This is a genomic window from Devosia sp. UYZn731, assembly GCF_040546795.1.
GTDB lineage: Bacteria > Pseudomonadota > Alphaproteobacteria > Rhizobiales > Devosiaceae > Devosia.
In genome coordinates this window covers 350,888-377,596 of the sequence record NZ_JBEPOL010000001.1, presented here as the reverse complement: position 1 = coordinate 377,596, position 26,709 = coordinate 350,888, and the positions used below count along the sequence as shown (strand labels likewise).

General features: G+C 62.7%; 22 protein-coding genes. 8 read left to right on the top strand and 14 right to left on the bottom strand.

Annotated features, from left to right (window positions below; translation table 11 throughout):
* Nucleotides 1-57 precede the first annotated feature (57 nt).
* Nucleotides 58-624 carry a MarR family winged helix-turn-helix transcriptional regulator gene (locus tag ABIB57_RS01715; protein ID WP_354038119.1) on the top strand — a complete coding sequence of 189 codons (567 nt, stop codon included), beginning with the start codon at nucleotides 58-60 and terminating at the stop codon, nucleotides 622-624.
* Nucleotides 625-773: 149 nt separating this feature from the next.
* Here the strand turns inward: ABIB57_RS01715 and purU are convergent, their stop codons facing one another.
* The 5 genes from purU to ABIB57_RS01690 all read right to left on the bottom strand — a co-directional run bounded on the left by purU (nucleotide 774) and on the right by ABIB57_RS01690 (nucleotide 5,381).
* A complete protein-coding gene (purU, locus tag ABIB57_RS01710; RefSeq protein ID WP_354038118.1) occupies nucleotides 774-1,673 on the bottom strand; it encodes a formyltetrahydrofolate deformylase in 900 nt (299 codons plus the stop codon).
* A 14-nt stretch (nucleotides 1,674-1,687) separates the two neighbouring features.
* On the bottom strand, nucleotides 1,688-2,482 hold the full coding sequence (locus ABIB57_RS01705) for a 3-methyl-2-oxobutanoate hydroxymethyltransferase (RefSeq protein ID WP_354038117.1): 795 nt from the start codon (nucleotides 2,480-2,482) through the stop codon (nucleotides 1,688-1,690).
* Between the two features lie 165 nt (nucleotides 2,483-2,647).
* On the bottom strand, nucleotides 2,648-3,871 hold the full coding sequence (locus ABIB57_RS01700; RefSeq protein ID WP_354038116.1) for an NAD(P)/FAD-dependent oxidoreductase: 1,224 nt from the start codon (nucleotides 3,869-3,871) through the stop codon (nucleotides 2,648-2,650).
* 8 nt (nucleotides 3,872-3,879) lie between these two features.
* Nucleotides 3,880-4,191 (bottom strand): MocE family 2Fe-2S type ferredoxin, encoded by a 312-nt coding sequence (locus ABIB57_RS01695; RefSeq protein ID WP_354038115.1) that lies wholly within the window; start codon nucleotides 4,189-4,191, stop codon nucleotides 3,880-3,882.
* A gap of 110 nt (nucleotides 4,192-4,301) precedes the next feature.
* Nucleotides 4,302-5,381 (bottom strand): fatty acid desaturase family protein, encoded by a 1,080-nt coding sequence (locus ABIB57_RS01690; RefSeq protein WP_354038114.1) that lies wholly within the window; start codon nucleotides 5,379-5,381, stop codon nucleotides 4,302-4,304.
* A 143-nt stretch (nucleotides 5,382-5,524) separates the two neighbouring features.
* Here ABIB57_RS01690 and ABIB57_RS01685 point away from each other — a divergent pair, with 143 nt between their 5' ends.
* The 6 genes from ABIB57_RS01685 (at nucleotide 5,525) to iolG (ending at nucleotide 12,624) form a co-directional block, all read left to right on the top strand.
* Complete coding sequence (locus tag ABIB57_RS01685) at nucleotides 5,525-6,553, top strand: LacI family DNA-binding transcriptional regulator (protein WP_354038113.1); 1,029 nt, start codon at nucleotides 5,525-5,527, stop codon at nucleotides 6,551-6,553.
* A gap of 207 nt (nucleotides 6,554-6,760) precedes the next feature.
* Complete coding sequence (locus tag ABIB57_RS01680) at nucleotides 6,761-7,558, top strand: TIM barrel protein (RefSeq protein WP_354038742.1); 798 nt, start codon at nucleotides 6,761-6,763, stop codon at nucleotides 7,556-7,558.
* 81 nt (nucleotides 7,559-7,639) lie between these two features.
* Nucleotides 7,640-8,581 carry a sugar ABC transporter substrate-binding protein gene (locus tag ABIB57_RS01675; RefSeq protein WP_354038112.1) on the top strand — a complete coding sequence of 314 codons (942 nt, stop codon included), beginning with the start codon at nucleotides 7,640-7,642 and terminating at the stop codon, nucleotides 8,579-8,581.
* A gap of 82 nt (nucleotides 8,582-8,663) precedes the next feature.
* Nucleotides 8,664-10,202: a sugar ABC transporter ATP-binding protein gene (locus ABIB57_RS01670; protein WP_354038111.1), complete on the top strand. Its 1,539-nt coding sequence runs from the start codon at nucleotides 8,664-8,666 to the stop codon at nucleotides 10,200-10,202.
* A 190-nt stretch (nucleotides 10,203-10,392) separates the two neighbouring features.
* Entirely contained in the window at nucleotides 10,393-11,409 is a 1,017-nt protein-coding gene (locus ABIB57_RS01665) for an ABC transporter permease (protein ID WP_354038110.1), read from the top strand.
* A gap of 177 nt (nucleotides 11,410-11,586) precedes the next feature.
* On the top strand, nucleotides 11,587-12,624 hold the full coding sequence (iolG, locus tag ABIB57_RS01660) for an inositol 2-dehydrogenase (RefSeq protein ID WP_354038109.1): 1,038 nt from the start codon (nucleotides 11,587-11,589) through the stop codon (nucleotides 12,622-12,624).
* Nucleotides 12,625-12,771: 147 nt separating this feature from the next.
* On the opposite strand, the gene iolB is transcribed toward iolG, so the two are convergent.
* The 6 genes from iolB to ABIB57_RS01630 form a co-directional block, all read right to left on the bottom strand.
* Nucleotides 12,772-13,575, bottom strand: a complete 804-nt coding sequence (gene iolB / locus ABIB57_RS01655; RefSeq protein WP_354038108.1) for a 5-deoxy-glucuronate isomerase — start codon at nucleotides 13,573-13,575, stop codon at nucleotides 12,772-12,774.
* A complete protein-coding gene (locus ABIB57_RS01650; RefSeq protein ID WP_354038107.1) occupies nucleotides 13,535-13,771 on the bottom strand; it encodes a hypothetical protein in 237 nt (78 codons plus the stop codon). Before ABIB57_RS01650 ends, iolB begins: the two co-directional genes overlap by 41 nt.
* Nucleotides 13,772-13,824: 53 nt before the next feature.
* Nucleotides 13,825-14,742: a myo-inosose-2 dehydratase gene (gene iolE / locus ABIB57_RS01645; protein ID WP_354038106.1), complete on the bottom strand. Its 918-nt coding sequence runs from the start codon at nucleotides 14,740-14,742 to the stop codon at nucleotides 13,825-13,827.
* 188 nt (nucleotides 14,743-14,930) lie between these two features.
* On the bottom strand, nucleotides 14,931-16,778 hold the full coding sequence (gene iolD / locus ABIB57_RS01640; RefSeq protein WP_354038105.1) for a 3D-(3,5/4)-trihydroxycyclohexane-1,2-dione acylhydrolase (decyclizing): 1,848 nt from the start codon (nucleotides 16,776-16,778) through the stop codon (nucleotides 14,931-14,933).
* A gap of 181 nt (nucleotides 16,779-16,959) precedes the next feature.
* Nucleotides 16,960-18,885 carry a bifunctional 5-dehydro-2-deoxygluconokinase/5-dehydro-2-deoxyphosphogluconate aldolase gene (locus tag ABIB57_RS01635; RefSeq protein ID WP_354038104.1) on the bottom strand — a complete coding sequence of 642 codons (1,926 nt, stop codon included), beginning with the start codon at nucleotides 18,883-18,885 and terminating at the stop codon, nucleotides 16,960-16,962.
* Between the two features lie 137 nt (nucleotides 18,886-19,022).
* Nucleotides 19,023-19,868 carry a MurR/RpiR family transcriptional regulator gene (locus ABIB57_RS01630; RefSeq protein WP_354038741.1) on the bottom strand — a complete coding sequence of 282 codons (846 nt, stop codon included), beginning with the start codon at nucleotides 19,866-19,868 and terminating at the stop codon, nucleotides 19,023-19,025.
* 130 nt (nucleotides 19,869-19,998) lie between these two features.
* On the opposite strand from ABIB57_RS01630, the gene ABIB57_RS01625 reads away from it, so the two are divergent.
* Nucleotides 19,999-21,114 carry a Gfo/Idh/MocA family protein gene (locus tag ABIB57_RS01625; RefSeq protein WP_354038103.1) on the top strand — a complete coding sequence of 372 codons (1,116 nt, stop codon included), beginning with the start codon at nucleotides 19,999-20,001 and terminating at the stop codon, nucleotides 21,112-21,114.
* On the opposite strand, the gene ABIB57_RS01620 is transcribed toward ABIB57_RS01625, so the two are convergent.
* From ABIB57_RS01620 to ABIB57_RS01610, 3 genes are all read right to left on the bottom strand, one after another.
* On the bottom strand, nucleotides 21,111-22,094 hold the full coding sequence (locus ABIB57_RS01620) for a DMT family transporter (RefSeq protein WP_354038102.1): 984 nt from the start codon (nucleotides 22,092-22,094) through the stop codon (nucleotides 21,111-21,113). The two genes, ABIB57_RS01625 and ABIB57_RS01620, sit on opposite strands and share 4 nt — an antisense overlap.
* Nucleotides 22,095-23,443: 1,349 nt before the next feature.
* On the bottom strand, nucleotides 23,444-25,456 hold the full coding sequence (locus ABIB57_RS01615; protein ID WP_354038101.1) for an aldo/keto reductase: 2,013 nt from the start codon (nucleotides 25,454-25,456) through the stop codon (nucleotides 23,444-23,446).
* 166 nt (nucleotides 25,457-25,622) lie between these two features.
* On the bottom strand, nucleotides 25,623-26,708 hold the full coding sequence (locus tag ABIB57_RS01610) for an ABC transporter ATP-binding protein (RefSeq protein ID WP_354038100.1): 1,086 nt from the start codon (nucleotides 26,706-26,708) through the stop codon (nucleotides 25,623-25,625).
* Nucleotide 26,709: the final 1 nt, after the last annotated feature.

The following is a 26,709-nucleotide window of genomic DNA, read 5'->3' as shown; positions in this document are numbered from 1 at the left end:
ATATATATGACTAAGTCCACTATTTTACATTTGCCGCCAAATTGCTATGAGACTCCCATGGACCAACCGATCAAACCGCCGCCCGCATTCTGCGCCCCGCCCACCGAGGAGCATCGCGAACTGCTGCTCGAGCTGGGCATGACGCCGGACGCGGCCCAGGCGACCATCGACATCGATACCTATATGGGCAATTTGCGGCGCTCCATGGCCCGCAAGGAGCTGGGCCGCCTGGCCCTGCGCGATCTGCAATTGGGCATCGACATCACCGATCTGGATATCATCTCCATGATCGAGCACGGCCCCGGTCCCGATGGGGAGATCACCGTCGGCCTGATCGCCGAGCGCCTCGCCGTCGATCCGTCGCGCGCCAGCCGAATCGTCGCGGACGCCGTCGACAAGGGCATCATTCGCCGGGTCGCCTCCCAGTCCGACGCCCGCCGCATTGGCCTGCAGCTCACCGAAGCCGGCCGCAGCCACGCCGAAGCCATCCGCCACTACAAATGGAGCGCCTTCGCCGAAGCACTCGGCGCCTGGCCGGAAGAAGACCTCGTCACCTTCGCCCGCCTCTTCAAGCGCTTCAGCACCGCGGTGTCGGATACGAAGGCCAACAGGAACAAGTCTTAGGCTCGAACTCCGCTAGACCGCAATCCATCCCACCCACCGTCCTTCCCGCGGACTTGATCCGCGGGTCACTCTCAGCTCGGCACATGGTTGAGAGACCCCCGGATCAAGTCCGGGGGAAGGATGCGCAGTGGTTGTGGCTAAACCCAGCGCTACCCGAACACCACCGTCTTATGCCCATTCAGCATCACGCGGTTCTCCAAGTGCAGCTTCACCGCCCGCGCCAACACCCGGCTCTCCACATCGCGGCCCGCCGCCACCAGGTCGTCCGCGCTCATCGAATGCGTCACCCGCGCCGTCTCCTGCTCGATGATCGGGCCTTCATCCAGGTCTGGCGTCACATAATGCGCCGTCGCCCCAATGATCTTGACCCCCCGATCATGTGCCTGGTGATAGGGCTTCGCCCCCTTGAAGCTCGGCAAAAACGAGTGATGGATATTGATGATCTTGCCAAACAGCCGCGTGGATAGCGTGTTGCTCAACACCTGCATATAGCGCGCCAGCACCACCAGGTCCGCCCCGGTCTCCTGCACCAGTGCGATCACCTTGGCTTCCTGCTCGGCCTTGTTGTCCTTGCCCACGGGCCACAGATGGAAGGCAATATTCTCCGCCGCCGCGATCTTGCCGGCGTCCGGATGGTTGGAGACGATCCCCACCACCTCGGCGTCCAGCCACCCCACCCGGATTTGATACAGCAGGTGCAGCAGCGCATGGTCGAACTTGGAGACCATGATCACCATTTTCGGCTTGCGCGACATCGGCGCCAGCGTCGTCTTCATCCCGAACCGCTCGATGGGGGCCCGCAAAGCCCGCTCGATGCCATCGCGATCGACGCCAGCCGGCGCCGTAAACGCCAGCCGCATAAAGAAAATGCCGGTCTGCCGATCCCAGAACTGGTTGCTCTCCGCAATATTGGCGCCCAGCGCCGCCAGTTCGGTCGTTACCGCCGCGACGATGCCCGGCCGATCGGCACAGCTCAGCGTCAGCACATAGCCCGGCTGCTCCAGCGCCGTATCGATATTGGCGGCCTGCGCCACAGCAGCAGAAGTCATCATAGTCTCCAAACTCAATTCAGTTCGGCCAGAAACTGGCGCAATTCATAGGCCTCGATCCCGACCTGATGCCGCGGTTCGGGATAAACCCCGCCGCGCACATCGGCAACATATTCGCTGAACGCCGCCACCCGTTCCTGCTGCAGCCGCTCATACTCGGCCGCAAAATTGCGATACACCTTCGCATGCCGCGGCACATGCCCGGTATTACTGCCCAACACGTCGTCCGCAAACAGATATTGCGCGTCGCAACCCGCCCCGGCCCCCATCGAAATCAGCACCAGCGATGTCCGCGCCGAAATCGCCGCCGCCACCTCGCTCGGCACCACCTCGATTTCCGCCGCAAAGGCCCCAGCGTCCTCCAGCGCCTTGACCTGCTGCCACACCAGCCGCGCCGTCTCTGCCGTCTTGCCGACCGCCTTGAACCCGCCGGTCCACGTCGCCTGGCTCGGGATCAGCCCCGAATGCCCGCATACCGGAATGCCCTCATCCCGCAACCGCCGGACCGTGCCCATCCCCGCCGCGCAATAGACCGCGTCCGCTCCGGCCTTGATCATCGCAAACGCCCCGCGCAGATAATCCTCCGCGGTGACGAAGTCGCCATATTCCAGCCCCGGAATCGCAAAGCAATTCGGCGCCGCATCCCGAAACTCCCGCTGCGCGATCAGCGCCGGCGGCACCGAGATCAAATCCACCCCAGCCCGCTCCGCCGCCTCCGCTTCCGGCAAGCTCATCACCCGCAACATCGACAACTGCCGCTTGCCCTTGAGCGCCCGTAAATCCGCCACCGTCGGCCGTGTTCGACCCATAGACTTTCTCCAATGCTCAAGGCCATCAGTCTGCCACCCTCCCCCTTGTGGGGAGGGAAGCGAGATAGGACTTAGCTTCAGCTAAGTCCGTAATCGAGTAGGGTGGGGGTATGCCTCCGCAACCCGGATGCCAATGACACCCACGGCGGGGCCCACCGCACCAGTTTAGGCGGCCAGCAATCCCTTGAGCCGCACCCCCGGATCACCCAGCGCCGCCACGTCCGGCCTGGCCCCGCGGCCGATCAGCATCTCCGCCAACCGAATATCCCTGGCCACCGCATTGCCCACACCAATCCCGCTCGCTGCCACCAGCCGCCCATCAGCGCTCAAATGAAACAGGATCGACCCCTCCGCCAACTCACGCTCCACCGTCACGGCCCCTTCATCCGCCAGCCCCGCAATCTGCAGCGTCAGCTCATACTGATCGCTCCAGAACCACGGCACGCTGGCCCCGATTTCCCCAGCGCCCAGCATATTGCGCACCGCCAGGTTCCCCTGGTCCTGCGCATTGCGCCAGCTTTCCAGCCGCACCCGCCGCCCGCCATAAATCGCCAGCGGAAACGATGCGCAGTCGCCCGCCGCGAAAATATCCGCATCGTCCGTCGCCAACTGCCCATTCACCGCGATGCCATTGTCGATCGCCAAGCCCGCCGCCTCGGCCAGCCCCACATTCGGCACCGCACCAATCCCGATCAACACGAGGTCCGCGTCCACGCGCGTCCCGCTCGCCAGCGTTACCCTCGCGCTATCCGCGCCGCTCTCGATGCCTGCAATCGCATCGCCGAACACCAGCCGAACCCCACCCGCCAGATGCCGTGCCGCGATCCGCCCGGCAATCGCCTCCGGCACCCCGCGCGACAACAACCGGGGCAGCGCCTCGATCAGCGTTACTTCGGCGCCCCGCGCCCGCGCACTGGCCGCCAGTTCCAGCCCGATGAACCCGCCCCCAACAATGGCGATATGCCGACCCGCGCCTAGCGCCCCGCGCAATCGCTGTGCATCCTCAATGGTCCGCAGATAAACGATCCGCTCGCCCTCGACGCCCGCCAGCCGCCGCGGCGACGCCCCGGTCGCCAGCAGCAATTTGTCATAGGGCAGGGCGCTCCCGTCCCCCATCGCCAGTCGCTTGCCGGCCCGATCGATCCCCGCAACGGTTGCCCCGCCACGAAACGCGACACCCGCCTCCGCCAACCGCTCGGCCGTCGCAATGGTCTTAGCCGCAAATACCTCCGCCACCATCCCGTCCTTGCTCAGCGGCGGCCGCTCATAGGGCAGGTGGGTCTCGCCTCCCACCAAGGTCACGTCGCCGTCAAAGCCTTGCTCCCGCAGCCCCATCGCCGCCCGCGCCCCGGCCTCCCCAGCACCAACGATGACAAAATGCTTGCTCATGCCGGCCCTCACACCTCGACGAAGACCGCCCCGCCCTCAACCTTCACCCGATACGTCCGCAAGTTCACACATACCGGCGCGCCCTTGGCCTCCCCGGTCTTGTAGTTGAACCGCCCGTTATGCTTGGGGCATTCGATGATCTCGTCCATCACCAGCCCATCGGCCAGGCTGACTTGCTCATGCGTGCACAACCCGTCAGTGGCAAAATACTCATCATCCGGGCTTCGATAAATCGCCAGCACGCGCCCGCCACGATCAACGCGGATCACATCCTCCGTCTCCACATCCTCTTCCCCGCACGCCTCGATCCACTCGGCCATACTCATCCTCGTCATGCTGCACCGTTGCGCCGGCTCTATCGTCCCCCCCCCCCCCGTGAGGGGAGGACCAGGGTGGGGGGAATTCTCCACACGAGTGGAGATATCTGCGCCTATGCCGCCACATCGCTATGCAGCTCTTCCCGATACGGCTTCGCCGTCATCGGCAATTCCCGCTTCACAAAATAATCCTCATTGCGCAACTGCCGCAGGAACGCCGGCACCATCTCGCGATACCCGTCCCACATCGAGCTATTCGCCGCCGGCAGGTCATGCTTGATCAGCTCATGCAGCTTTGGCAGCGCGTGATACGGCACCATCGGAAACATGTGGTGCTCCACATGATAATTCATGTTCCAGTAGATGAACCGGCTGATCGGGTTCATCAGCACGCTGCGGCTGTTGAGGCGGTGGTCGGTCACATTATCCGCCAGCCCGCCATGCTGCAGCAGCCCCGTCAGCACATGGTGCCATGCGCCATAAATCCGCGGCCCCCCGATGATCACCAGCGGCAGCCAGGAGCGCGTCAGCAGCGCCCCCGCGATCGTCACCAGGTAGATCGCCGCCCAGATCCGCGCGATCTGCACCACCTTGGCCTGCTCCATCTCGGGGATGAACGTCTTCTCCTCGGTGCTGACCACGCCCGCAGCATTGCGCACCATGTCGGTCATGCCGTGCCATACATCAAGCACGCCCACGAAACTCAACACCACCCGCAACAAATCCGGCGGCCGCATCACCGAAATCTCAGGGTCGCGCCCCACGATGATCGTGTCCGTATGATGCCGCGCATGGCTCCAGCGCCAGGTGACCGGATTGCGCATCATCATGAAGCAGGCGATCTGGTAGACGACGTCGTTCATCCACCGCGTCTTGAACGCCGTGCCATGCCCACACTCATGCCAGCGCGAGTCGCCGCCCGAGCCGTAGAGCACGCCATAGGCGAGGAAGAACGGCACCGCGATCCACGATCCCCACAACCAGATGCCGAGCCCGGCGAACACCACCATCGCGCCGATCCAGATCGCCGTATCGCGAATGGCCGGACCGTCCGAACGCTGCATCAGGGCCTTCATCGCCTTGCGCTCGACATCGGTGTGATACCACTCCGCCGCCGCCAGCCCATTGGCCACCGCCAGGGCGCTGTCTCGACCGATCAGGCTGTAATCGCGACTGGTGGCTGCAATGGTCATGATGTCGTCCCGCCAGAAATCCAGCATACTTGTTCAGAAATGGCTACTCCCGCGCCCTTCCGCTGGCAATGATGGCGTGATAGTTTCTATCATTGCTATCACTGTCCGGAATTCGCAGTGATAGCTTCTAGCAGGACATCGCCATGACCCGCCGTCCCACCGTCGCCGATATCGCTGCCGCCTGCGGCCTCAGTGTCGCCACTGTCGATCGCGTCCTCAACGCCCGTTTGCCGGTGCGCCAGGAAACCGCCGAGCGCGTCTTCAAGGCCGCCGAGCAGATCGGCTACCACGGCACCGGCCTGATCCGCCGCCGCGTCGAAGCCAGCCTGCCGCATTATCGGCTGCACATCCTGCTGCAACGTCCAGATCAGGTGTTCTACGCCGATTTTGCCCGCGAACTGGAACGCGCCGCCCTGGCGCCCACCCTATTCCGTGTGACCGCCACCATCAGCTTCCTCGCCTCGCAAACGCCGTCCGAGATCGCTAATCGCCTTCGCGACGCGGCGCGCACGGCCCAGGTCATTGCCATCGTGGCCATCGATCACCCCGCCGTCACCGCCGCCGTCGCCGAAATCGAGGCCGCCGGAATTCCGGTTTTCGCCCTCCTGTCCGATTTCGCCTCCGGCGTTCGGCGCGGCTATATCGGCACCGACAACACCAAGGTTGGCCGTACAGCCGGCTGGCTCATCGCCCGCTCGGCCCATCCCGGCAAGGTCGCCATTTTCGTTGGCAGCCACCGCTTCCACGGCCATGAACTGCGCGAAATCGGCTTCCGCTCCTACCTCCGCCAGTCCGCGCCCCACCTGACGATCATCGACACTCTGGTGAACCTCGAGGACGTCAACCTTGCACACGAAGCCACCTCGGACCTGCTGCGTCGCCACCCTGATCTTAGTGCGATCTATGTCGCCGGCGGTGGCATGGAAGGCGTCGTCGCGGCCCTGCGCGAAGAGAACATGGCCGGACGTCTCGCCGTGGTGTGCAACGAGATCAACGCCTTCTCCCGCGCCGCACTCGCCGAAAATCTCATCACCGCGCTGACAGCCACGCCCGTGACCGCCATCGCCAATAGCCTGGTCACTCTAGCGGCCACTGCCATGACCGCACGGACCCCAGAAACGGGTGGCCAAACCTTCCTGCCATTCGAGATCTACGTCTCGGAAAATATCTAGGACAGCGCGACCGCACTGTTGCAACTGTTCCAGCGCAGCCAGGAATTTTCGATATTTCCAATCCATTTATGGAATGTATATTCCGCGTTGACAACATAACAGAACCTGTGTTTCATTTGGGCCAAGCGATGTCTGGGTCCATCCGGCGGCTTGTGGGAGTTCGTTTCAGTGTCAGCCAATCCGCGCCCCAGCTTTGCGCTCAATCACATGGTCGCGCCGCAATTGGGCCTTGCCGATTTCTTCGCGCTGACCCGCTCGCTGGGGCTGTCCGGCGTGGAAATCCGCAATGATGTCGCCGGCAATGCGATCCTCGACGGCACCCCCGCCAGCACCGTGAAATCCCTTGCCGCCCAAAATGATGTTTCCATCATTTCCATCAATGCCTTGCAAAAATTCAATCACTGGTCCGCCGAGCGCGCCGATGAAGCCCAAATCCTTGCCGACTACGCCGCCGCCTGCGGCTCCAAGGCCCTGGTCCTTGTCGCCGCCAATGACGGCACCGGCCTTGAACCCGATGTCCGCGTCAGCAATGCCACCGAAGCCCTGACCCTTCTTGCGCCCATTCTGCGGCAGCGGGGATTAGTCGGATTGGTGGAATGCCTCGGCTTTGAGGTCTGCTCGCTGCGCTCCAAGCGCGAAGCGGTCGCCGCCATCAATGCCGCCGACGCAGGCGACGTATTCAAGCTGATCCATGACACCTTCCATCATCACCTGGCCGGGGAGGAGGATATTTTCCCCGACCTGACCGGCTTGATCCACATTTCCGGCGTCGACGATCCGACGATTTCCGTCCGCGACATGCGCGACAGCCATCGGGTCCTCGTCGGCCCCAAGGATCGCCTCGGCAATCTGGAACAGATTACGGCGCTCTACGCCGGCGGCTATTCCGGCCTGCTCTCCTTCGAGCCCTTTGCCGAGGAGCTGCGCACCCTTTCCGATCCGGCCGCTGCCATTAGGAAGAGCATGGATTTTGTCACCAATGGCCTGGCGGCCCGCGCCGCCTGACCCAATAAGAATTCCCGCAAAAACTGGGAAATTCCGGAAAACAGGGGCGCGACCGGACGCCCTCTCTGTGGAGGAGAAAACATGAAGAAGCTCGTATTGGCTACCCTCATCGCCAGCTTGATGAGCGGTTCGGCAATGGCTGCGACCGTCGGCGTCTCGATGGCAGCGTTCGACGATAACTTCCTGACCGTGCTGCGTAATGGCATGCAGGATTATTCCAAGACCCTCGATGGCGTTGAACTGCAGGTCGAAGATGCCCAGGGCGACGTCTCCAAGCAGATGAGCCAGATCCAGAACTTCATCGCTTCGGGCGTCGATGCCATCATCGTCAACGCCGTCGATACCGACGCGACTGCCGCCATGTCGACCCTTGCTTCGGACGCTGGCATTCCGCTGGTTTACGTCAATCGCCAGCCGGTTAACCTCGATACCCTGCCGGCCAGGCAGGCTTTCGTCGCTTCCAACGAAGTGGATTCCGGCACGCTGGAAACCAAGGAAGTCTGCCGCCTGCTGACCGAGGCGGGCAAGAAGGAAGCCAACATCGTCGTCATGATGGGCGAACTGTCCAATCAGGCCGCCCGTCAACGCACGCAGGACGTGCATGATGTGATCGCCACGCCGGAATGCTCCTTCATGAAGATCGCCGAAGAGCAGACCGCCAATTGGTCGCGCCAGCAGGGCGCCGATCTGATGACCAACTGGATGTCGGCTGGCCTCAAGTTCGATGCTGTGATCGCCAACAATGACGAGATGGCCATCGGCGCTATCCAGGCCCTCAAGGCCGGCGGCGTCGACATGAAGGACGTGATCGTGGCTGGCGTCGATGCTACCCAGGACGCTCTGGCCGCCCTACAGGCCGGCGATCTCGACGCCACCGTGTTCCAGAACGCCGCTGGCCAGGGCAAGGGCGCGCTCGATGCTGCCCTCGCGCTTGCCAAGGGCGAAACGGTCGAGACCAAGGTCTACGTGCCGTTCGAGCTGGTCACCTCGGCCAATGTCGCCGACTACGCCGCAAAGAACTAAGCCTCAAATCACCCTTGGATGCGCCGCGTAAACGGCGCATCCTCCCATCAAACAGCCTGGAAACCGGGCAGGGGAGGCAGCTATGGTCAGTCCGCAGACAATGCGTGCCGTCCGCGAAAGCGGCGCTACGCCCCAGTCCGAATTTCTTCTGGAAATATCGCACGCTCGGAAGGAATTTCCCGGCGTCGTCGCGCTGGATGACGTGTCGCTGCAACTCAAGCGCGGCACCGTCCATGCGCTGATGGGCGAAAACGGCGCCGGCAAGTCGACGCTGATGAAAATCATCGCCGGCATCTATACCCCCGATAGTGGCACCGTGCAGTTGCGCGGCAACGATATCCGCCTCAAGTCGCCGCTCGACGCGCTCGAAAACGGCATCGCCATGATCCACCAGGAACTCAACCTGATGCCGTTCATGACCGTAGCCGAGAATATCTGGATCCGCCGCGAGCCGCTGACCCGCTTCGGCTTCGTCGATCACCGCGAACTCAATCGCCGCACCGCCGAGCTATTCGCCCGCCTCAAGATTGATATCGATCCCGAAATTCAGGTCAGCTACCTCTCGGTCGCCAGCCGGCAGATGGTCGAGATCGCCAAGGCCGTGTCCTATGAGAGCGACGTGCTGATCATGGACGAGCCGACCTCGGCACTGACCGAAACCGAAGTGGCACACCTGTTCGCCATCATCCGCGACCTGCGGGCGCAGGGCAAAGGCATCGTCTACATCACCCACAAGATGAGCGAGCTGTTCGAGATCGCCGACGAAGTCTCGGTATTCCGGGACGGCCGCTATATCGGCACCCATGCTTCCACCGACGTCACCCGCGATGAAATCATCCGCATGATGGTCGGTCGCGAAATCACCCAGATGTTCCCCAAGGAAGAGGTCGCCATCGGCGAAGTCGTCCTCTCCGTGAAGGACCTGGCGCTCAAGGGCGTCTTCGAGGACATTTCCTTCGATGTCCGCGCCGGCGAAATCCTCGGCATTGCCGGCCTTGTCGGCTCCGGCCGCTCCAACGTCGCCGAGACCATTTTCGGCGTAACGCCCGCCAGCAGCGGCACCATTTCCATCAACGGTGAAGTGGTCAATATCGCCACCCCAACCATCGCCATCCAGCACGGCATGGCCTTCATCACCGAGGACCGCAAGGAAACCGGCTGCCTGCTCGCGCTCGACATCCAGGAAAACATGCAACTAGCCGTGTTGCAGGACAAATACACAAGGTTCGGCTTCGTCGCTCAGGGCGAGCTTAGCCGCACCTGCGAGGACATGGCCCAGAAACTGCGCGTCAAAACGCCGAACCTCAACGAGCGTGTCGAGAACCTCTCCGGCGGCAACCAGCAGAAAGTTCTTATTGGCCGCTGGCTGCTGACCAATCCAAAAATCCTCATTCTCGATGAGCCCACCCGCGGCATCGACGTTGGGGCCAAAGCCGAAATCCACAAGCTCGTCACCCAGCTCGCCCATCAGGGTGTGGCGGTGATCATGATTTCCTCCGAGCTTCCCGAAGTGCTCGGCATGTCGGACCGCATCATGGTCATGCACCACGGCCGCGCCACCGGCTTCCTCGACCGCGCCGACGCCGATCAGGTCAAGATCATGGATCTGGCGGCGCGATGAGTATGGCAAGCACCCTCACCCGGCCTCCGCTGCGCTCGGCCACCCTCTCCCCGACGGGGAGAGGAATCCTGAGAGCTCAGCAATCCTTCTATTCTTCTCCCCGTCGGGGAGAAGGTGGCCCCCAGGGCCGGATGAGGGTGTCTGCCCTTTCGAAATTATCGTGCCTGCGCCAACCAGCGAGGACCCAATCATGACCACCACCTCCGACAGCCTCGCAACCCCGCGCACCCGATCGCGAAAACTCCCCACCGAGCTTTCCATCCTGCTGGTGTTCATCGGCATTGCGCTGGTGTTTGAAATCCTTGGCTGGATTTTCATCAAGCAGTCGTTCCTGATGAACCAGCAGCGCCTGACCATCATGATCCTGCAGGTTTCGGTCGTCGGCATCATCGCCGTCGGCGTCACCCAGGTCATCATCACCGGCGGCATCGACCTCAGTTCCGGCTCTGTCGTCGGCATGACCGCGATGATCGCCGCCAGCTTCGCCCAGTCCGCCGATTGGGCGCGCCCGGTCTATCCGGCGCTGGTTGGTCTGCCGGTCATCATCCCGCTGGTCATCGGCTTCGCCATCGGCAGCCTCGCCGGGGTGGTCAACGGGTCGCTGATTTCCTACACCAAAATTCCACCCTTCATCGCCACCCTGGGCATGATGGTGTCGGCCCGCGGCGTCGCCAAATGGTACACCAAGGGCCAGCCGGTTTCCGGCCTCACGCCCGAGTTCAACTTCATCGGCTCAGGCATCTGGCCGGTCATCATCTTCCTCGGCGTCGCCCTGATTTTCCACATCGGCCTGCGCTATACCCGCTACGGCAAGTTCACCTATGCCATCGGCGCAAATCCGCAGGCCGCCCGCGTCTCCGGCATCAATATCGAGCGGCATCTGGTCAAGGTCTATGCCATTGCCGGCATGTTGGCGGGCCTGGCGGGTCTTGTCACCGCCGCCCGCGCCCAGACCGCACAGGCAGGCATGGGCGTGATGTACGAACTCGACGCCATCGCTGCGGCCGTCATCGGTGGCACCTCGCTGGCGGGCGGGCAGGGGCGCATCACCGGCACCGTCATCGGTACCATTATCCTGGGCACCATGACGTCGGGCTTCACGTTCCTGCGCGTCGACGCCTATTATCAGGAGATCATCAAGGGCATGATCATCGTCGCCGCCGTTGTCGCCGACCAATACCGCCAGCGTAAACGCAAGAAGGTTTAGTCGGCCTTGGAGTTTCCGCAATCATGGTGTCACCCCGGCGCAGGCCGGGGCCCATCCTGAGATGGATCAACCCGGTGCAAACCTGCAAATACCACAGGATGGATACCGGCCTTCGCCGGTATGACATCGAGTCTGTATAACCCTCGGCGCACTCGCGCTCACTTTCGGAGTCTTCCCATGACTGTTCGCTTCGGCCTTCTCGGCGCCGGCCGCATTGGCAAAGTCCACGCCAAGGCCATCTCGGCCAATCCCAACGCGCGCCTCGTCGCCGTTGCCGATGCCATGGAAAAGGCCGCCAGCGACCTGTCGACGCAATATGGCTGCGAAATCCGCACCATCAACCAGATCATGACTGCGACCGATATCGACGCCGTCGTCATCTGCACCCCTACCGATACCCATGCCGACCTGATCGAGCAGTTCACCAAGGCCGGCAAGGCCATCTTCTGCGAAAAGCCGATCGATCTCGACGTCGAGCGCGTCAAAACCTGCCTCAAGGTCGTGGACGCCGCCGGCGGCACGCTCATGGTCGGTTTCAACCGCCGCTTCGATCCCCATTTCATGGCCGTCAAAGCCGTCATCGACAAAGGCGAAATCGGCACCGTCGAAATGGTCCAGATCACCTCGCGCGACCCCGGCGCCCCCCCGGTCGACTACATCAAGCGCTCCGGCGGCATTTTCCGCGACATGACCATCCACGATTTCGACATGGCCCGCTTCCTGCTCGGCGAAGAGATCGACAGTGTCACCGCCTATGCCTCCAACCTGGTCGACAAAGCTATCGGCGCTGCCGGCGATTATGACAGCGTTAGCGTCATTCTCACCACGGCTACTGGCAAGCACGCCACCATCTCCAACTCGCGCCGCGCCACCTACGGCTACGACCAGCGCATCGAAGTGCACGGCTCCAAGGGCGCCGTTTCCGCCGAAAACCAGCGCCCGGTTTCCATCGAGGTCGCCAACGCCTCGGGCTACACCCGTCCGCCCCTGCACGACTTCTTCATGACCCGCTACACCGAGGCTTATGCCAATGAAATCAGCACCTTCATCGACGCGGTTGAATCAAAATCTGTCGCCAGCCCCAGCGGGTTGGACGGCCTGATCGCATTGGCTTTGGCCGATGCGGCGCTGAAATCGGTCGCCGAAAAACGCGCAGTGAAGGTCAGCGAAGTCACTGGCGTGCTGGCGGATAAGTCGATCTTCCAGGGCCGCTGAGGCTCGGCTCATAGCGCATCTCACCCACCACCTCCTTCCCCCGGACTTGATCCGGGGGCCACTGTCACACGGCGCAAGCGTGAAAAGGCCCGCGGATCAAGTCCGCGGGAAGGACGGTGGGTGGGGAGAGCTTGAGTAGGGGCTGACCTACTTCAACAGCCACTCATGCTCGGCCGCGTTGTGGAACTTCCATGTCCGCACCGGCCCGGCCATGACGTTGAGATAATACAGATCATACCCCGCCGTCGTCGCCACCGGGTGATACCCCTTGGGCACCAGTGTCACGTCGCCGTCCTCGATCACCAGCGCTTCGTCGAGGCTTCGGTCATCGGTATAGACCCGCTGCATGGCAAAGCCCTGCGGAGGATTGAGCCGGTGAAAATACGTCTCCTCCAGGAAGCTCTCTTCCGGCAGGTTGTCGGTATCGTGCTTGTGCGGCGGATAGGACGAGGTGTTGCCGCCCGGCGTGATCACCTCGACCACCAACAGCGAATGGGCCGGATCGGTCTCGGGCAGAATATTGGTGACATGGCGCACATTGGCGCCCTTGCCGCGCACGATCTGCGGGTTGGTGCCCGGCGGAATGATCCGCGCCGGGTAGGTCCCGCGCTGTCCTGGCGCCGAACACACCGCAAGCTCCAGCGCGGTGGTCGCTGCCGCCGCCCAGTTGCTCCCGGCCGGCACATAGACCGCATAGGGTTCACCCTCGAATGGCGTCATGCGCTCCCCGAGTTCACCCAAATCCTTGCCGTCGACCGAAATCCTGGCCTTGCCGCTGACCAATACCAGGCACACTTCGTCGCTGCCCGTTTCCGCGCCCACGGCCTCGCCTGCGCCAAGCTTGTGCAGCGCAAAGCCGACATAGGTCCAGCGCGCGCTGTTCGGCGTTATCGAGTGGACCTTGCCGGTCTTACCCTTGGGGCGGACTCGGAGGTTGGGTGTCGTTGCCATCGTTCGGCTCTTCCTTGGGAAAGGTTATAAAGAAGCTGTAGATCGAGAACAGCAGCGCCGCGCCGACCAGCACGCCCCAGAACGGCTCCCGGTTCCAGATCCATTCCCAGGCGCACCACACCGCCAGAAACGCGGTTACGGCGTAGCGCCGCCATACGGGGCGAAACCAGCTTACGTCATTAGGCTTCAGCAGCACGGCCATTCTCCAGAACCATTGGGCAATGCTCTAGCACATCGGAACGCTAAAATTCACCCCTTCGGGAAGCCCTGCGTCTCCACAGTATATCCCGCCGCGGTCATCACGCGCATAAGTTCGGCGTGGCCGACCTGCGCCATGCGCAGCGGCGGATTTGCGACCGGGTCCTGCTCTGCCTCGACCACGAACCACCCTTCATAGCCATAATCGGCGAATTTCTGCACGATGGCGCCGAAATCCAGCGACCCATCGCCCGGCACGGTGAATGCGCCTAGCGCCACCGCATCGAGGAACGACTGCTTGGTGCGGTCCAGCCCGTCGATCACATCCAGGCGCACGTCTTTGACATGCACGTGGCTGATGCGCTGGTGATGATTGTCGATGGCCCGCAACACGTCGCCGCCGGCAAACGCCAGGTGGCCCGCATCGAGCAGCAGCGGAATGCCCGCGCCCGAATACTTCATGAAAGCATCGAGTTCCGGCTCGGTCTCGACCACCGCCGCCATATGGTGGTGATAGCTCAGCGGCATGCCTTGCGCCGCGCACCATTCGCCAAATTCGGTGACCTTGTAGGCATAGGCCTTCATTTCGTCGTCGCTCAGCTTGGGCTTGGTGGCCAGTGGCTTGGAGCGATCTCCCTGGACCGAACGGCCGACTTCGCCATAGACGATGCAGGGCGCATCTACGGCCTTGAACAGGTCGATCATCGGCGCAATACGCGTCTTGTTCGATGCCAGGTCTTCATCGACCAGCGTGCCGGAAAACCAGCCGCCGCAAAGGGTCACATCGGCTGCCCGCAGGATGGGCAGCATGACCTCGGGATCCTCGGGAAACCGCCGCCCCTTCTCCATGCCGGTGAACCCCGCCGACCTCGACTGCCGCAGGCATTCTTCCAGCGACACGTTATCGCTCAGTTCCACCAGATCGTCGTTCCACCACGCGATGGGCGACATGCCGAGTTTGGCTTTCAATTTATGCTCCGAGTCATATTGCAGCGCTTGGTTCGCAGCGTTTTCAGTCGTCTCCCTCCCCCTTGAGGGGAGGGATCAAGGGTGGGGGTGTCGTAGTTTGCACAAGTTCGACGCTTGCTTGCTGGGCCCTCGACACCCCCACCCCAACCCCTCCCCTCAAGGGGGAGGGGCTCAAGATTCGAGCGATATTACCCCACCCGCTGCGCCTTCAGCGCCGTCATATAAGCCTCCCGCGCCGCGTTCACCTGCGGGCGCTCACTCACCTCCGGCACCGCCACATCCCACCAATGCCCACCCTCATCGGTGGTAATCAGCGGATCGGTATCGATGACGATGACCGTCGTCCGGTCCGTCCCCTCGGTTTCCTGTAACGCTGTTTCCAACTCGCCAATCGAGCCGACCTTGCGCGACACCGCGCCCATGGACGCGGCATGCGCCGCAAAATCGATTCCCGGCAGAGTGACATGGTGGGTGTCCTTCAACAGATTGTTGAAGTTGGCCCCACCTGTGGCCATTTGCAGCCGGTTGATGCAGCCATAGCCCGCATTGTCGAGCACCACGATCGTCAGCTTGGCCCCCAACATGATGGAGGAGGCGATTTCCGAGTTCAACATCATGTAGCTGCCATCGCCCACCATGACGACGACGTCGTCTTCGGGGCGTGCGAGCTTGACGCCGAGCCCGCCGGCAATCTCGTACCCCATGGTCGAAAAACCATATTCCATGTGGTAGCTGCCGGGCCCATGGGCCTTCCACAGCTTGTGCAATTCCCCCGGCAGGCCGCCGGCCGCGCAAACCAGCGTCGCATTCTCCCGCGCCCGCTGCACCGCTCCGATGACCTGCGCGTCGGAGGGCAGTTCGGCATTGGTGGTGGCGGTCGCCCGGTCGGCGGCAATGAGCCACTTGTCCTTGCCGGCCCTGGCCGTATCAGTCCAGGCCGGATCGGCCTGCCAGCCCGTCAGCGCCGAGTTGAGCGCTTCCAGGCCCGCACGCGCGTCGCCGACCAGGGGCAGGGCGCGATGCTTCTGCGCATCGAAGGGCTGCACATTGAGGCCAACGATCTTGAGATCGTCATTCTTGAACAACGCCCACGAGCCCGTGGTGAAATCCTGCAGCCGCGTGCCGATGGCGAGAACCACATCTGCCTGCTCGGCCAGATCGTTCGATGCCGAAGTTCCGGTCACGCCGACCGAGCCCATATTCAGCGGATGATCATGCGGCAGGCTCGATTTGCCCGCCTGTGTCTCCAGCACGGGCACGCCATAGCGCTCAGCAAAATTTCGCAGCGCCGCGGAGGCCTCCGAATATAGCACCCCGCCACCGGCAATGATCACCGGCTTCTTGGCATGCAGCAACGCGGTAGCGGCCGTGGCGAATTCATCGGCGTCCGGCATGATGCGACGAACGCCCCAAACCTTCTCGACGAAAAAGCTTGTCGGATAATCATAGGCTTCCGCCTGCACATCCTGGCACAGCGACAACGTCACCGGCCCGCATTCCGCCGGATCGGTTAGCACCTGCATGGCGCGGCGCAAGGCCGGGATGATCTGCTCAGGCCGCGTGATGCGATCGAAATACCGGCTGACCGGCTTGAAGCAGTCATTGACCGTGGCCGTGCCGTCGCCAAAATCTTCCATCTGCTGCAGCACCGGGTCGGGCAGCCTATTGGCAAAGACGTCACCCGGCAGCAGCAGCACCGGGATGCGGTTCACATGCGCCAGCGCCGCCGCCGTCACCATGTTCAGCGCGCCCGGCCCGATCGAGGTCGTGCAAGCCATGAAACGGCGACGGAAACTGGCCTTGGCGAAGGCTATTGCGGCGTGGGCCATGCCCTGCTCGTTCTGGGCGCGATAGGTGGGCAAAGTGTCCTTGATGCCATAAAGCGCTTCGCCGACGCCGGCCACATTGCCGTGTCCGAAGATCGCGAACACGCCGCCGAAGATCGGCACGGTCTCGCCGTCGATCACGGTTTTCTGCATGGTCAGAAAGCGCGCTACGGCCTGCGCCATCGTTAGTCGAACTGTGTTCTGGCTCATTGCCGCTTTTCCTCAATGTCGTGTGGGGTACCTGCATGCACCCTCATCCGGCCCTGCGGGCCACCTTCTCCCCGACGGGGAGAAGAATAGAAGTCCGCTGCGCCTCTCAAGATTCCTCTCCCCGTCGGGGAGAGGGTGGCCGAGCGCAGCGGAGGCCGGTGAGGGGGCTCCTGTCAGCAGGCTAAGCCGCCTGCTCTTCCCCCAGCCGCTCCCAAATCCGCACCAGCGCGCCGAACCGCGCCGCCATATCCGCAACCGCCTCTTCGTCGCTGATCGTGCCAACCAGCCACTTCCTGGCTGCCTCGGCAAAAATCGTGCGGCCAACGGCAAAGCCTCTGACCGTTCGCGACGACCGCGCCGCAGCGAACCCCGCCTCCAACACTTCCTGTGGTGCTTCCAGTCCCAGCAATACCACACCCCGGCAGAACGGGTCGCGCGCTTCGATCACGGCATCGATCGCCGACCACGTTGCCCGCTCGGCCTGCGGCTCAAGCTTCCACCAGTCGGGCTTGAGTCCGGCGTCGTAAAGTTCGGTCAGCGCGCGCGCCGTGGTGTCGGATTTGAGTTCACCATGCTTGCTGGCGATGATCTCGATTAGGATATCGCGGCCGATTTTACGCGCGGCATCGTGGGCCGCTTGCAACTTGTCGATCTGCTCGGCCTTGAGTGCAGCGGGATCGTCGGGATGGAAGAAGCACAGCACTTTGAGGCAATGCTCGACTGGCCAATCGAGCAGCCGCCCCCCGAGATCCTGGGTGAATTCGAAGCGCAACGGGCGCGAGCCGGGGAGTTCGACTGGCCGGGCCAGCCAGAAGCCCTTGGCTTCGGCGGCGAACAGCGCTTTGCGGCCGTGCTTGTCATCGAGCAGCATGCCAAAACCCGGCCGGCCATTGGCGACGCGGGCGGCGGCCTCCACAGCCAGCACCTTGAAGGCTGCGATGGACTCTTCCTTGGCGCCCGGCATGTCTTCGAGCTGGCTGCGGTGATCGATGGCCAACGCCATCAGCGTCGGCCAGTGCCGGCGGCGGGTGGTGGCCCAATGGATGTGGTTGAGATTGTCATCGTTGCGCAGGGCGCGCTTTGGGCTGCCTTCGGCGAGGAAAGATTCAAGTTCGGTCCAGCTCGGATATTCCGGCGAACACATCAGGCGCGATACCGCGAAAGCACCGCAGGCATTGGCCCAAGTGGCCGCGGTCTTTAGGTCCTCGCCCTTAAGCCAGCCGCGTAGGAAACCGGACATGAAGGCGTCGCCGGCTCCCAGCACGTTATAGACCTCGATGGGGAAGCCCGCGCCGACAATGCCGTCTTCCAGATCGTCGGGGATGGCGCCGTCGTAAACGATGCAGCCCATGGCGCCGCGCTTGAGCACGATGGTCGCTGCGGTCAGCGAACGAATGGTCTTGAGCGCCGCCAGCAGGTTGGCCTCGCCCGAAGCGATCAGCACCTCTTCCTCGGTGCCGACAACGAGATCGCAATCGGGCAGCACGGACTTGTATTTCTGTGACACATGGTCCGACGCGACATAGCGCTCAAACCCTGCCTCGTGGCCTCCCAGACCCCACAGATTGGGGCGGTAGTCGATATCGAAGACGATCTTGCCGCCATGCGCCTTGGCGATGCTTATGGCCTTCTTCTGTGCCGCCTCACTATTGGGGCGCGAGAAATGCGTGCCGGTCACCACGATGGCCCTGGCCGAAGCGATGTGCGCCTCCTCGATATCGGCCTCCGACAGCGCCATGTCGGCGCAATCGGTGCGATAGAAGATCATCGGGGAAACGCCTTCGGCTTCGACGGACAGCAGGACCAACGCCGTCAGCCGCTCCTTGTCGGTGGCTATGCCGGCGGTGTTGACGCCTTCCCGTTCCAGCTGCTCGCGAATGAAGCGGCCCATCTGCTCATTGCCAACGCGGGTTATGAGCGCCGACTTCAGACCCAGCCGAGCCGTACCGATGGCAATATTGGCCGGGCAGCCACCAACGGATTTGGCGAAGCTGCCAATGTCTTCCAGCCGGGTACCGATCTGCTGGCCGTAGAGATCGACCGAGGAACGGCCGATGGTGATGACGTCGAGCAATTTCGTCCCGTTGCTGGGCTGCGCGTTCGTCATTCAAGTCCTCCCGATTGGCGCCGGCGCTCTCGCAGAAATCCAGCATGCTGGATTCCAGCGCCTCTCATTATGAAACATCAGTTCTGGAAATTCGTCAACATGGAATGTACATTCCAAATAAATATGTGGCATTCCATTTAGGTGCCGCGACGCCGTTTTTCGGCAATGCTCACCGTCAACGCCATGGCGAAGGCCATGCTGGCCGAAAGCGAGCGGAAACCGGCGTGATCTGCCTCCACAACCTCGAACCATTCCTTGGAACACTCCGCCAGCGGCGAGAACGCCGAATCGGTGAGCGAAACCACATCGATCCCGCGCGCCGCCATGTTGCGAGCCTGCACCGCGCTTTCCGACGCGTAAGGCGAAAAGCTGACCGCAAAGGCGGCGTCGCGCGGGCTGGCCATGGCGAGCAGATCGTCATCGATCCCGGCGGCTGTGCCGACCAGTTGGCACCGCACTTTCAGCTTGCCGAACGCATAGGCCATATAGCTGCTGATGGGATAGGAACGGCGCTTGGCGATCAGGTAGATGGTCTCGGCGGCAGCCAGGATATCCACCGCCCGCTCGAAAGCCGCCGGATCGACAGCCGCCGACAACGTATCAATCGATCTGTGCGCTGCCGCCGTGAAGCCGTTGAAGATGTTGGTGCTTTCTGCCAGCGCTTGGCCGTTTTGCTCAAGCGTCCGCAACCGGTCTTCATAGGATGACGTGCGTTCGCGCAGGCGAGCGCGGAACAGCAGTTGCAGCCCGGAAAAGCCCTCGAAGCCGAAATGCTGGGCGAACCGCACCAGCGTCGAGGGCTGTACATTGGCCGAGATGGCGATACTGGCGGCGGTGCCGAAGGCAATTTCGTCGGGATGATCCAGCGCATAGGCGGCCACCTGCGTCAGCCGCTTTGGCAACTCGCCCTTGCGCTCCAGGATGACGCTGCGCAACGCGTCAAAATCCTGTGGTGGGCTCACTTTAGCGACGATTTCGGTCATGTCGGGCCTGTCGTACGGGAGCAATACTGTCATAATCCCCAATCCAGCCATTCAATCAAGAGCCCAGCAGAAAGCATATTCCGTTTTTGGAATAAGCGGCATAAGTGTTTCATAACCGCGGGAGGATAGAATGAATTCGACTTTGGGTATCGGCCTGATCGGCACCGGCTATATGGGAAAATGCCATGCGCTGGCGTGGACTGGCGTGCACGCGGTGTTCGGCGAGGGCCCCACGCCGCGTCTTGTACACCTCGCCGAGGTGAACGGGGATATCGCGAACAAGAAGGCGGCCGAGTTCGGTTGCGCCAAGGCGACCGGCAATTGGCGCGACCTGATCGCCGATCCCGCGGTCGATGTCGTGTCGGTCACCACCCCCAATGCCTTCCACGCCGAAATGGCGATTGCCGCGCTGGAAGCGGGAAAACACGTCTGGTGCGAGAAGCCGATGGCGGTTGCACTTGCCGATGCCGAGCGGATGGCGGCGGCGGCCAAGACATCCGGCAAAGTCGCGGTGCTGGGCTACAATTACATCCAGAACCCGCTGATCCGGCATATCGAAACCCTATTGGCCGAAGGCGCTATCGGCACGGTCAACCATGTCCGGCTGGAGATGGATGAGGATTTCATGGCCGACCCGGAGGCGCTGTTCTACTGGAAGAGCGAGGCCAGTTCCGGCTATGGCGCGCTGGACGATTTCGGCGTTCACCCCCTCAGCCTGCTGCTTAAACTGTTTGGTCCGGTTTCCCGGGTTTTCGCTAACCTTTCAAAACCCTACGCGGATCGCCCGACTCAATCTGGGAGCCGCAGGGCGGTGGAGACATTCGATATTGCCAACATACTCTTTGAAATCGGGACGGGGATATCTGGTGTCATGGCGCTGGATCGCTCGGCCTGGGGGCGAAAAGGGCGGATCGCGCTGCAGATTTTTGGTTCCAAAGGCACGATCGTCTACGACCAGGAACGGATGAACGAGCTGCAACTCTACACCGTCAGCGACCGGCCGACGGAGCAGGGGTTCCGGACCATCCTCAGCGCGCCGCATCACGCGCCCTATGACCGGTTCATTCCCGCGCCGGGCCATGGGCTGGGCTTCAACGATCTCAAGATCATCGAATGCCATGAACTGCTCAATGCCATCGAGGGAAAACCGGCCCGCATCATCGACTTTGACGCGGGCCTCGGGATCGAACGCACGGTCCATGCCATGGCGCAATCGCACCATGACAAGGGCTGGGTCAGTCTTTAGGCGGCCTGGGTCGCCCGGCGGGCCCCATCCTTCTGCGCTTCCTGATGGAAGATGTAGGCCGAGGCGGCGATGATCAGGGCGGCGCCGAGCCAGAACCACGGCGTCGGTACCTGGCCGAGCAGCACCCAGCCGAGCAGGGCGGTCAGCGGCACCTTAAGGTCTCCGAAGGGCTGCAGATAGGTGGCGTCCGCCACCTTGTAGGCAAGGCTGAGCAGGTATTGTGCGGCGGCCGTCAGGAAGCCGAGCAGGACGACGAGGCCAAGACCCAGACCGCTCGGGAGCTGGAATGGGAAACCGGTCGCGAGGCCCTGAGGAACCAGGCTTGGCACCAGCCAGGCCGCGAGGGTTGCGACCAGCAGGATCAACAGGTGATTGGGCGTCACCAGAACCAGCAGCGAGATCGTCAGCGTCTCGGGGCTTTCCTCCCGGGAGAGATACTTGGTCAGAACGTCGGTGGTCGCCCACAGAGCTGCGGCTGCGATGGGCACCAGCGTGGTCAGCGAGAACCCTTCGGACCCGATGCCGGAGACGATCAGGGCTCCGGCAAAGGCGACGAAGGCGGCGATCAGGCGGGTGAGGGTGACGCGCTCGCCCAGAAACAGGGTCGAGCCGGCAATGATGAACAGCGGGCCGGTGGCCAGCAACGTCACCATCTGCCAGACCGGGACGCCCGAGGCGAAGCCATAGACGAATACGTGGACGCCGAGGGCGGAAACGAAGGCGCGAATTTCGTGGATCGCGGGATGCCTGGTGCGCAGCTTGCCAATGCCGATGCGCAGGATCAGCGGCAGGGCGAACACAGTGGCGATCAGGTATTGCCAGAAGGCCATGCCGGTCGATGCCATGCTGAAACCGCCATATTCGGTGGGGGTTGGCAGCACGGATTGCAGGATATTGGTGCCTGCAAAGGCGAGGCTGGAGATGATGACGAAGGCGGCGCCGAGCACGGCGCCATTCGGGGAGGAGGAAACCTGGTTCATGATAGTCCTTTCCGTAACCAGCTTCCTCAGGGTTACGGGAAAAGACAAAGCGGCGGTGCAGTGACGGTTACCCGACAGCGCCCAAGGCCAGATCCAGACCCGTTCTCTATCATCCGGACTATACCGTTGGCCCCGGAATCACACCGGATCTGCTGACCCCCACTTGGAACCAATTTGTAATTCTACTGTACCGGCCAACTGACGGCGTTTTCTGCGCTTCCGGTGCTCACGTACCGATGTACGCTCCGCTCCGGTTCTCGAAAACACCGCCATTTGACTCGCTACAGCGAATTTCAAACAGCTTCCACTCGTGGGGCGCTCGCGGGCTTCGGGTCTCCCCGTTACCGCCAGTGGGGAATCGCACCCCGCCCTGAGAACGTTTGCCGACGATGTTTCGCCTGCAGGCTGGAAGATAGGGCGTGCGACTGGTGTGCGCAATAAGACACACGGTTGATACCGTGCGCAGTTCGCGAACGCCGGGAAATGATTTGCTCGTTTTGGACGCGTCGAAGCGCCGCGCGGGGCTGCCGGGCGGTTGCCATTCGAGCGTAGCTCTCATGGCCTTCTCTCCTCAAATCGCTCTACCGGAGCGATTTACCGGGACGGCTCGAAGACTGCGGCATGCGGCGAGACGTGCCTCATGGTTTTGGTAGATAAGCGAGACAGCGTCCCGCCGCATGCGATGGGGTTTCTGGCCGCCCGAACGTGGCCTCCATTGTTTCAGGAGACGAACGTCGTGCTGGCCCAGGGATCGCGCGACCGCATTCCCCTCCCACCAAACTCCCCACGGCCGTTCGTCGCGAACCCGCAGCCATTGTGGGGATATCGGGGGTGAGGATACGCCGGGTTTTGGGGGTGGGGATAAGGGGGATGAGGGGCAGTAATTCGGGGGGCAAGGGGATGCTCACACCGCACTCGGTCTTCCCGCGGGCTTGACCCGCGGGGCACTGTCAGGTCGCGCCGAATTCAGTGGCGTGGCGAGAGGCCCGCGGGTCAAGCCCGCGGGAAGGGCGGTGGGGGACCAGATCGAGGCCGGTCATATGGAGCGGAGTGGCGTTGGTTTCGGCTGGCTCCACTCGGAGGAGAGTTCCCCCCACCCTGGCCCTCCCCTCAAGGGGGAGGGGACGATGGAGCGGGTGGATTGGCGAGGCGATCTGATCGGGGCTTTCATCACCGCGCTCCCACCGGTCTTCCCGCGGGCTTGACTCGCGGGGCACTGTCCGGTCGCGCGGAATTCGGTGGGGTGGCGAGAGGCCCGCGGGTCAAGCCCGCGGGAAGGCGGTGGGGGATCGGATCGAGGCCGACCATCCTGGGGAGGATGGGGCCGCGATGCCGGTGAACAGCCGAAGCTACTTGCCGTTTTCCAGCCACTTCAGGTCTTCGGGCGTCAGCTTGATGTCGAAGGCCTTGATGCTGTCGTCGAGCTCATACAGCGTGCGCGGCCCGATCAGCGGGATGCTGGGGAAGGGCTGGGCAAGCACATAGGCCAGAGCAACGTGGATGGGCGAATGGCCGAGCTTGTTGGCCAGTTCGATCGCGCGGTCGCGGCGGCCGAAGTTCTGCTCGTTGTACCAGACGCGGACCAGTTCCTCGTTGTCGGTCTTGTCGCGACCGGCGCGGTCGGTAAAGAAGCCGCGGGCCTGGCTCGACCACGAGAAATTGGTGACCTGGCGGTCGTTGAGCCAGGTTTTCCATTCCGGGGTCGAGGAGGTGACGCAGCCGGACCAGATCGGGTCGAGCATTTCGGCCAGAGCGAAGTTGTTGGAGAGGGCGCCGGGGCGCTGCTTGCCGGTCTTGTCGGCATAGGCGATGGCCTCGTCCATGCGCGCCATGGTCCAGTTGGAACCACCGAACGGACCGCGAATGCGGCCGGCTTTGACCTCGGCATCCATGGCATCGACGAACTCGCCGACTGGCACATCCGGATTGTCGCGGTGCATGAAGTACACATCGACATAGTCGGTCTGGAGGCGATCGAGCGACTGCGTCAACTGCTTGGCAATGACGTCGGGATAGACCAGCGGGCTATGCGCCCCCTTGCCGATCAGCACCGATTGATCGCGCGTGCCGCGGCTCTTGTGCCAATCGCCAAACAGCTTTTCGGTATAGCCGCTGCCATAGACGAAAGCGGTGTCGAAAAGGTTGCCGCCCTTTTCCCAGAATGCATCGAGCAGGATGGCGCCGGAAGAGAAAGTCTTGAAATCTTCAAAGCCCAAGGCAACCGCCGAGGCCTGCTTGGTGAGGCCGGGGATCGAACGCTTCGGGATGGCGGTGCCGCCCGAGGTGAGGGGGCGGTTCGAGAGCGTATTGATGCGCTTGGCCGGCTTTTCGATGTTGAATTCGATGCCGGCATCGGCGCGCCACTTGTCGAGCACGCGGGCATTGCCCAGGCTATCGGCCCAGCTCATGCCCGGCGCGGCAAATTCATGACGGCCGGCCAAGATCGCTTCGGACGCGCCATCGGCCTCGAAGGCATAGACGTGGCCGGTTTCGTTGACGCTGATGGTTTCGGTCTTGCCGCCCTTGATGACGTCGATGCGGCCCAGGCCCTGATCGCGATTGCCGCCGGCAAACCAGAATTCTGGAACCTCAATGCGGCCTTCCGAACCATGGATGCGCAGGACATTGTCGAGATTGGCCATCACGGCGCACGAGACTTGCGCCACTATGCCGTTTTCGAAGGTCAGGACCGCGGCGGCCCAATCGTCGGTGCCTTCGGCATTGAGCTTGGCTGTGCCAGAGACCTTGATCGGATCGGCGAAAGGTTTGCCCATGGCAGCGCCGGCGATGAAGCGCGACATCGAGACGGGATAGCCGCCGACATCGAGAATGCCGCCTCCGGCCAGGTCATTGGCGAACAGGCGATGCTGGGGCTGGAACTTGCCCATGGAGAAGCCGAAGCTGGACTGGATCATCCGCACTTCGCCGATGACGCCGGAGGCGATCAGCTCGCCCAGCTTCTTCACCTGGGGGTGCAGGCGATACATGAAGGCTTCGCCCGCAAAGGTGCCGGCCTTGCGATGGGCATGGAAAATGGCGTCGATTTCGAAGGCGCTGAGCGCCATCGGCTTTTCCACCAGCACATGCTTGCCGGCTTCCGCGGCCTTGATCGCCCACTCGGCATGGCCGGGATGGGGCGTCGCGATATAGATCGCATCGACGTCCTTGTCGGCCAGCAGCGCGTCATAGCCTTTGAGGATGCGTGCGCCGGGGAAGTCGGTGGCAAGGCCCGGCTTTTCGGGGTTGCGGGTGGCGATGGCGACCAGCTCGGCATGCTTGGAGCCGGCGACGCCGCCCTGGAATGCCTTGGCGATCGAGCCTGGCCCGATAATGCCCCAGCGGACTTTTTTGGTTTCGGTCATGGTGATGGTCCTTCTTTATACTCAAATGTCGTTGCGGTCCGGCAGAGCGCCAGCCGAAATTTATGTGTCGGCGTCATTCCCCCGCACGCGGGAAGCCACTCTCGTGGGCACCGGCCGAAGAATGGGGTCCCGCTTTAGCGGGAATGACGCCGGAGTGTTGGTCGACTTACCGCAGGCGCTGGCCCGCATTGTCGAACAGGTATGAATTGGCGGCGCGGATCGACACGGTGAGGTTTTCCTTGCCAGTCTCGTTGCGCAGTTCCTCGCGTTCGATGATCAACTGCTCGCCGGTGCCGGTATTGGCATAGAGATAGCTGGTGGCGCCAAGATGCTCGGCCACGTCGACATCGACCGCCAGATCGGCGTCGCCGGCGCCGGCCAGCCCGAAATGCTCGGGGCGGACGCCCAGCGTCACGTCGGACCCGATGGCGGGGGAGGCGGTCAGGGGCAGGGTGATGCGGGCATTGCCCTGCTTGGAGAGCGCGATCGTCACCGTGCCGGAGCCGGCCTCGACAACCTTGGCGGCCATGAAGTTCATGCGGGGCGAGCCGATGAAGCCGGCAACAAACTGGTTGGAGGGGTCATCATAAAGTTCGAGCGGTTTGCCGACCTGTTCCACGAGGCCATCGCGCAGCACCACGATGGTGTCGGCCAGCGTCATGGCCTCGACCTGGTCGTGCGTCACGTAGATCATCGTGGTCTGCAGTTCCTTGTGCAGCCGCGCGATCTCGATGCGCATATGCACGCGCAGTTCGGCGTCCAGATTGCTGAGCGGCTCATCGAACAGGAACACTTCGGGATTGCGCACGATGGCGCGGCCGATGGCGACGCGCTGACGCTGGCCGCCGGAAAGCTCCTTGGGCACGCGGTCCAGCAACGGTTCGAGCGCCAGGATGCGGGCGGCTTCGGCGACCTGCTTGGCGATCTGGTCTTTGGCAACGCCAGCGAAGCGCAGGGCAAAGCCCATGTTTTCGCGCACCGTCATATGTGGATAAAGCGCATAGGACTGGAACACCATGGCGATGCCGCGTTTGGACGGATCGACATCGTTCATCCGCTTGCCGCCGATCTCCAGATCGCCGGCGCTGATGTGTTCAAGCCCGGCGATCATGCGCAGTAGGGTGGACTTGCCGCAGCCGGAAGGGCCGACGAAAACGACGAACTCCTTGGCCTTGATGTCTAGGTCGATGCCCTTGATGACCTCGACATTCCCGTAGGATTTGCGCACGGCCTTAAGCGTAAGATGGCTCATG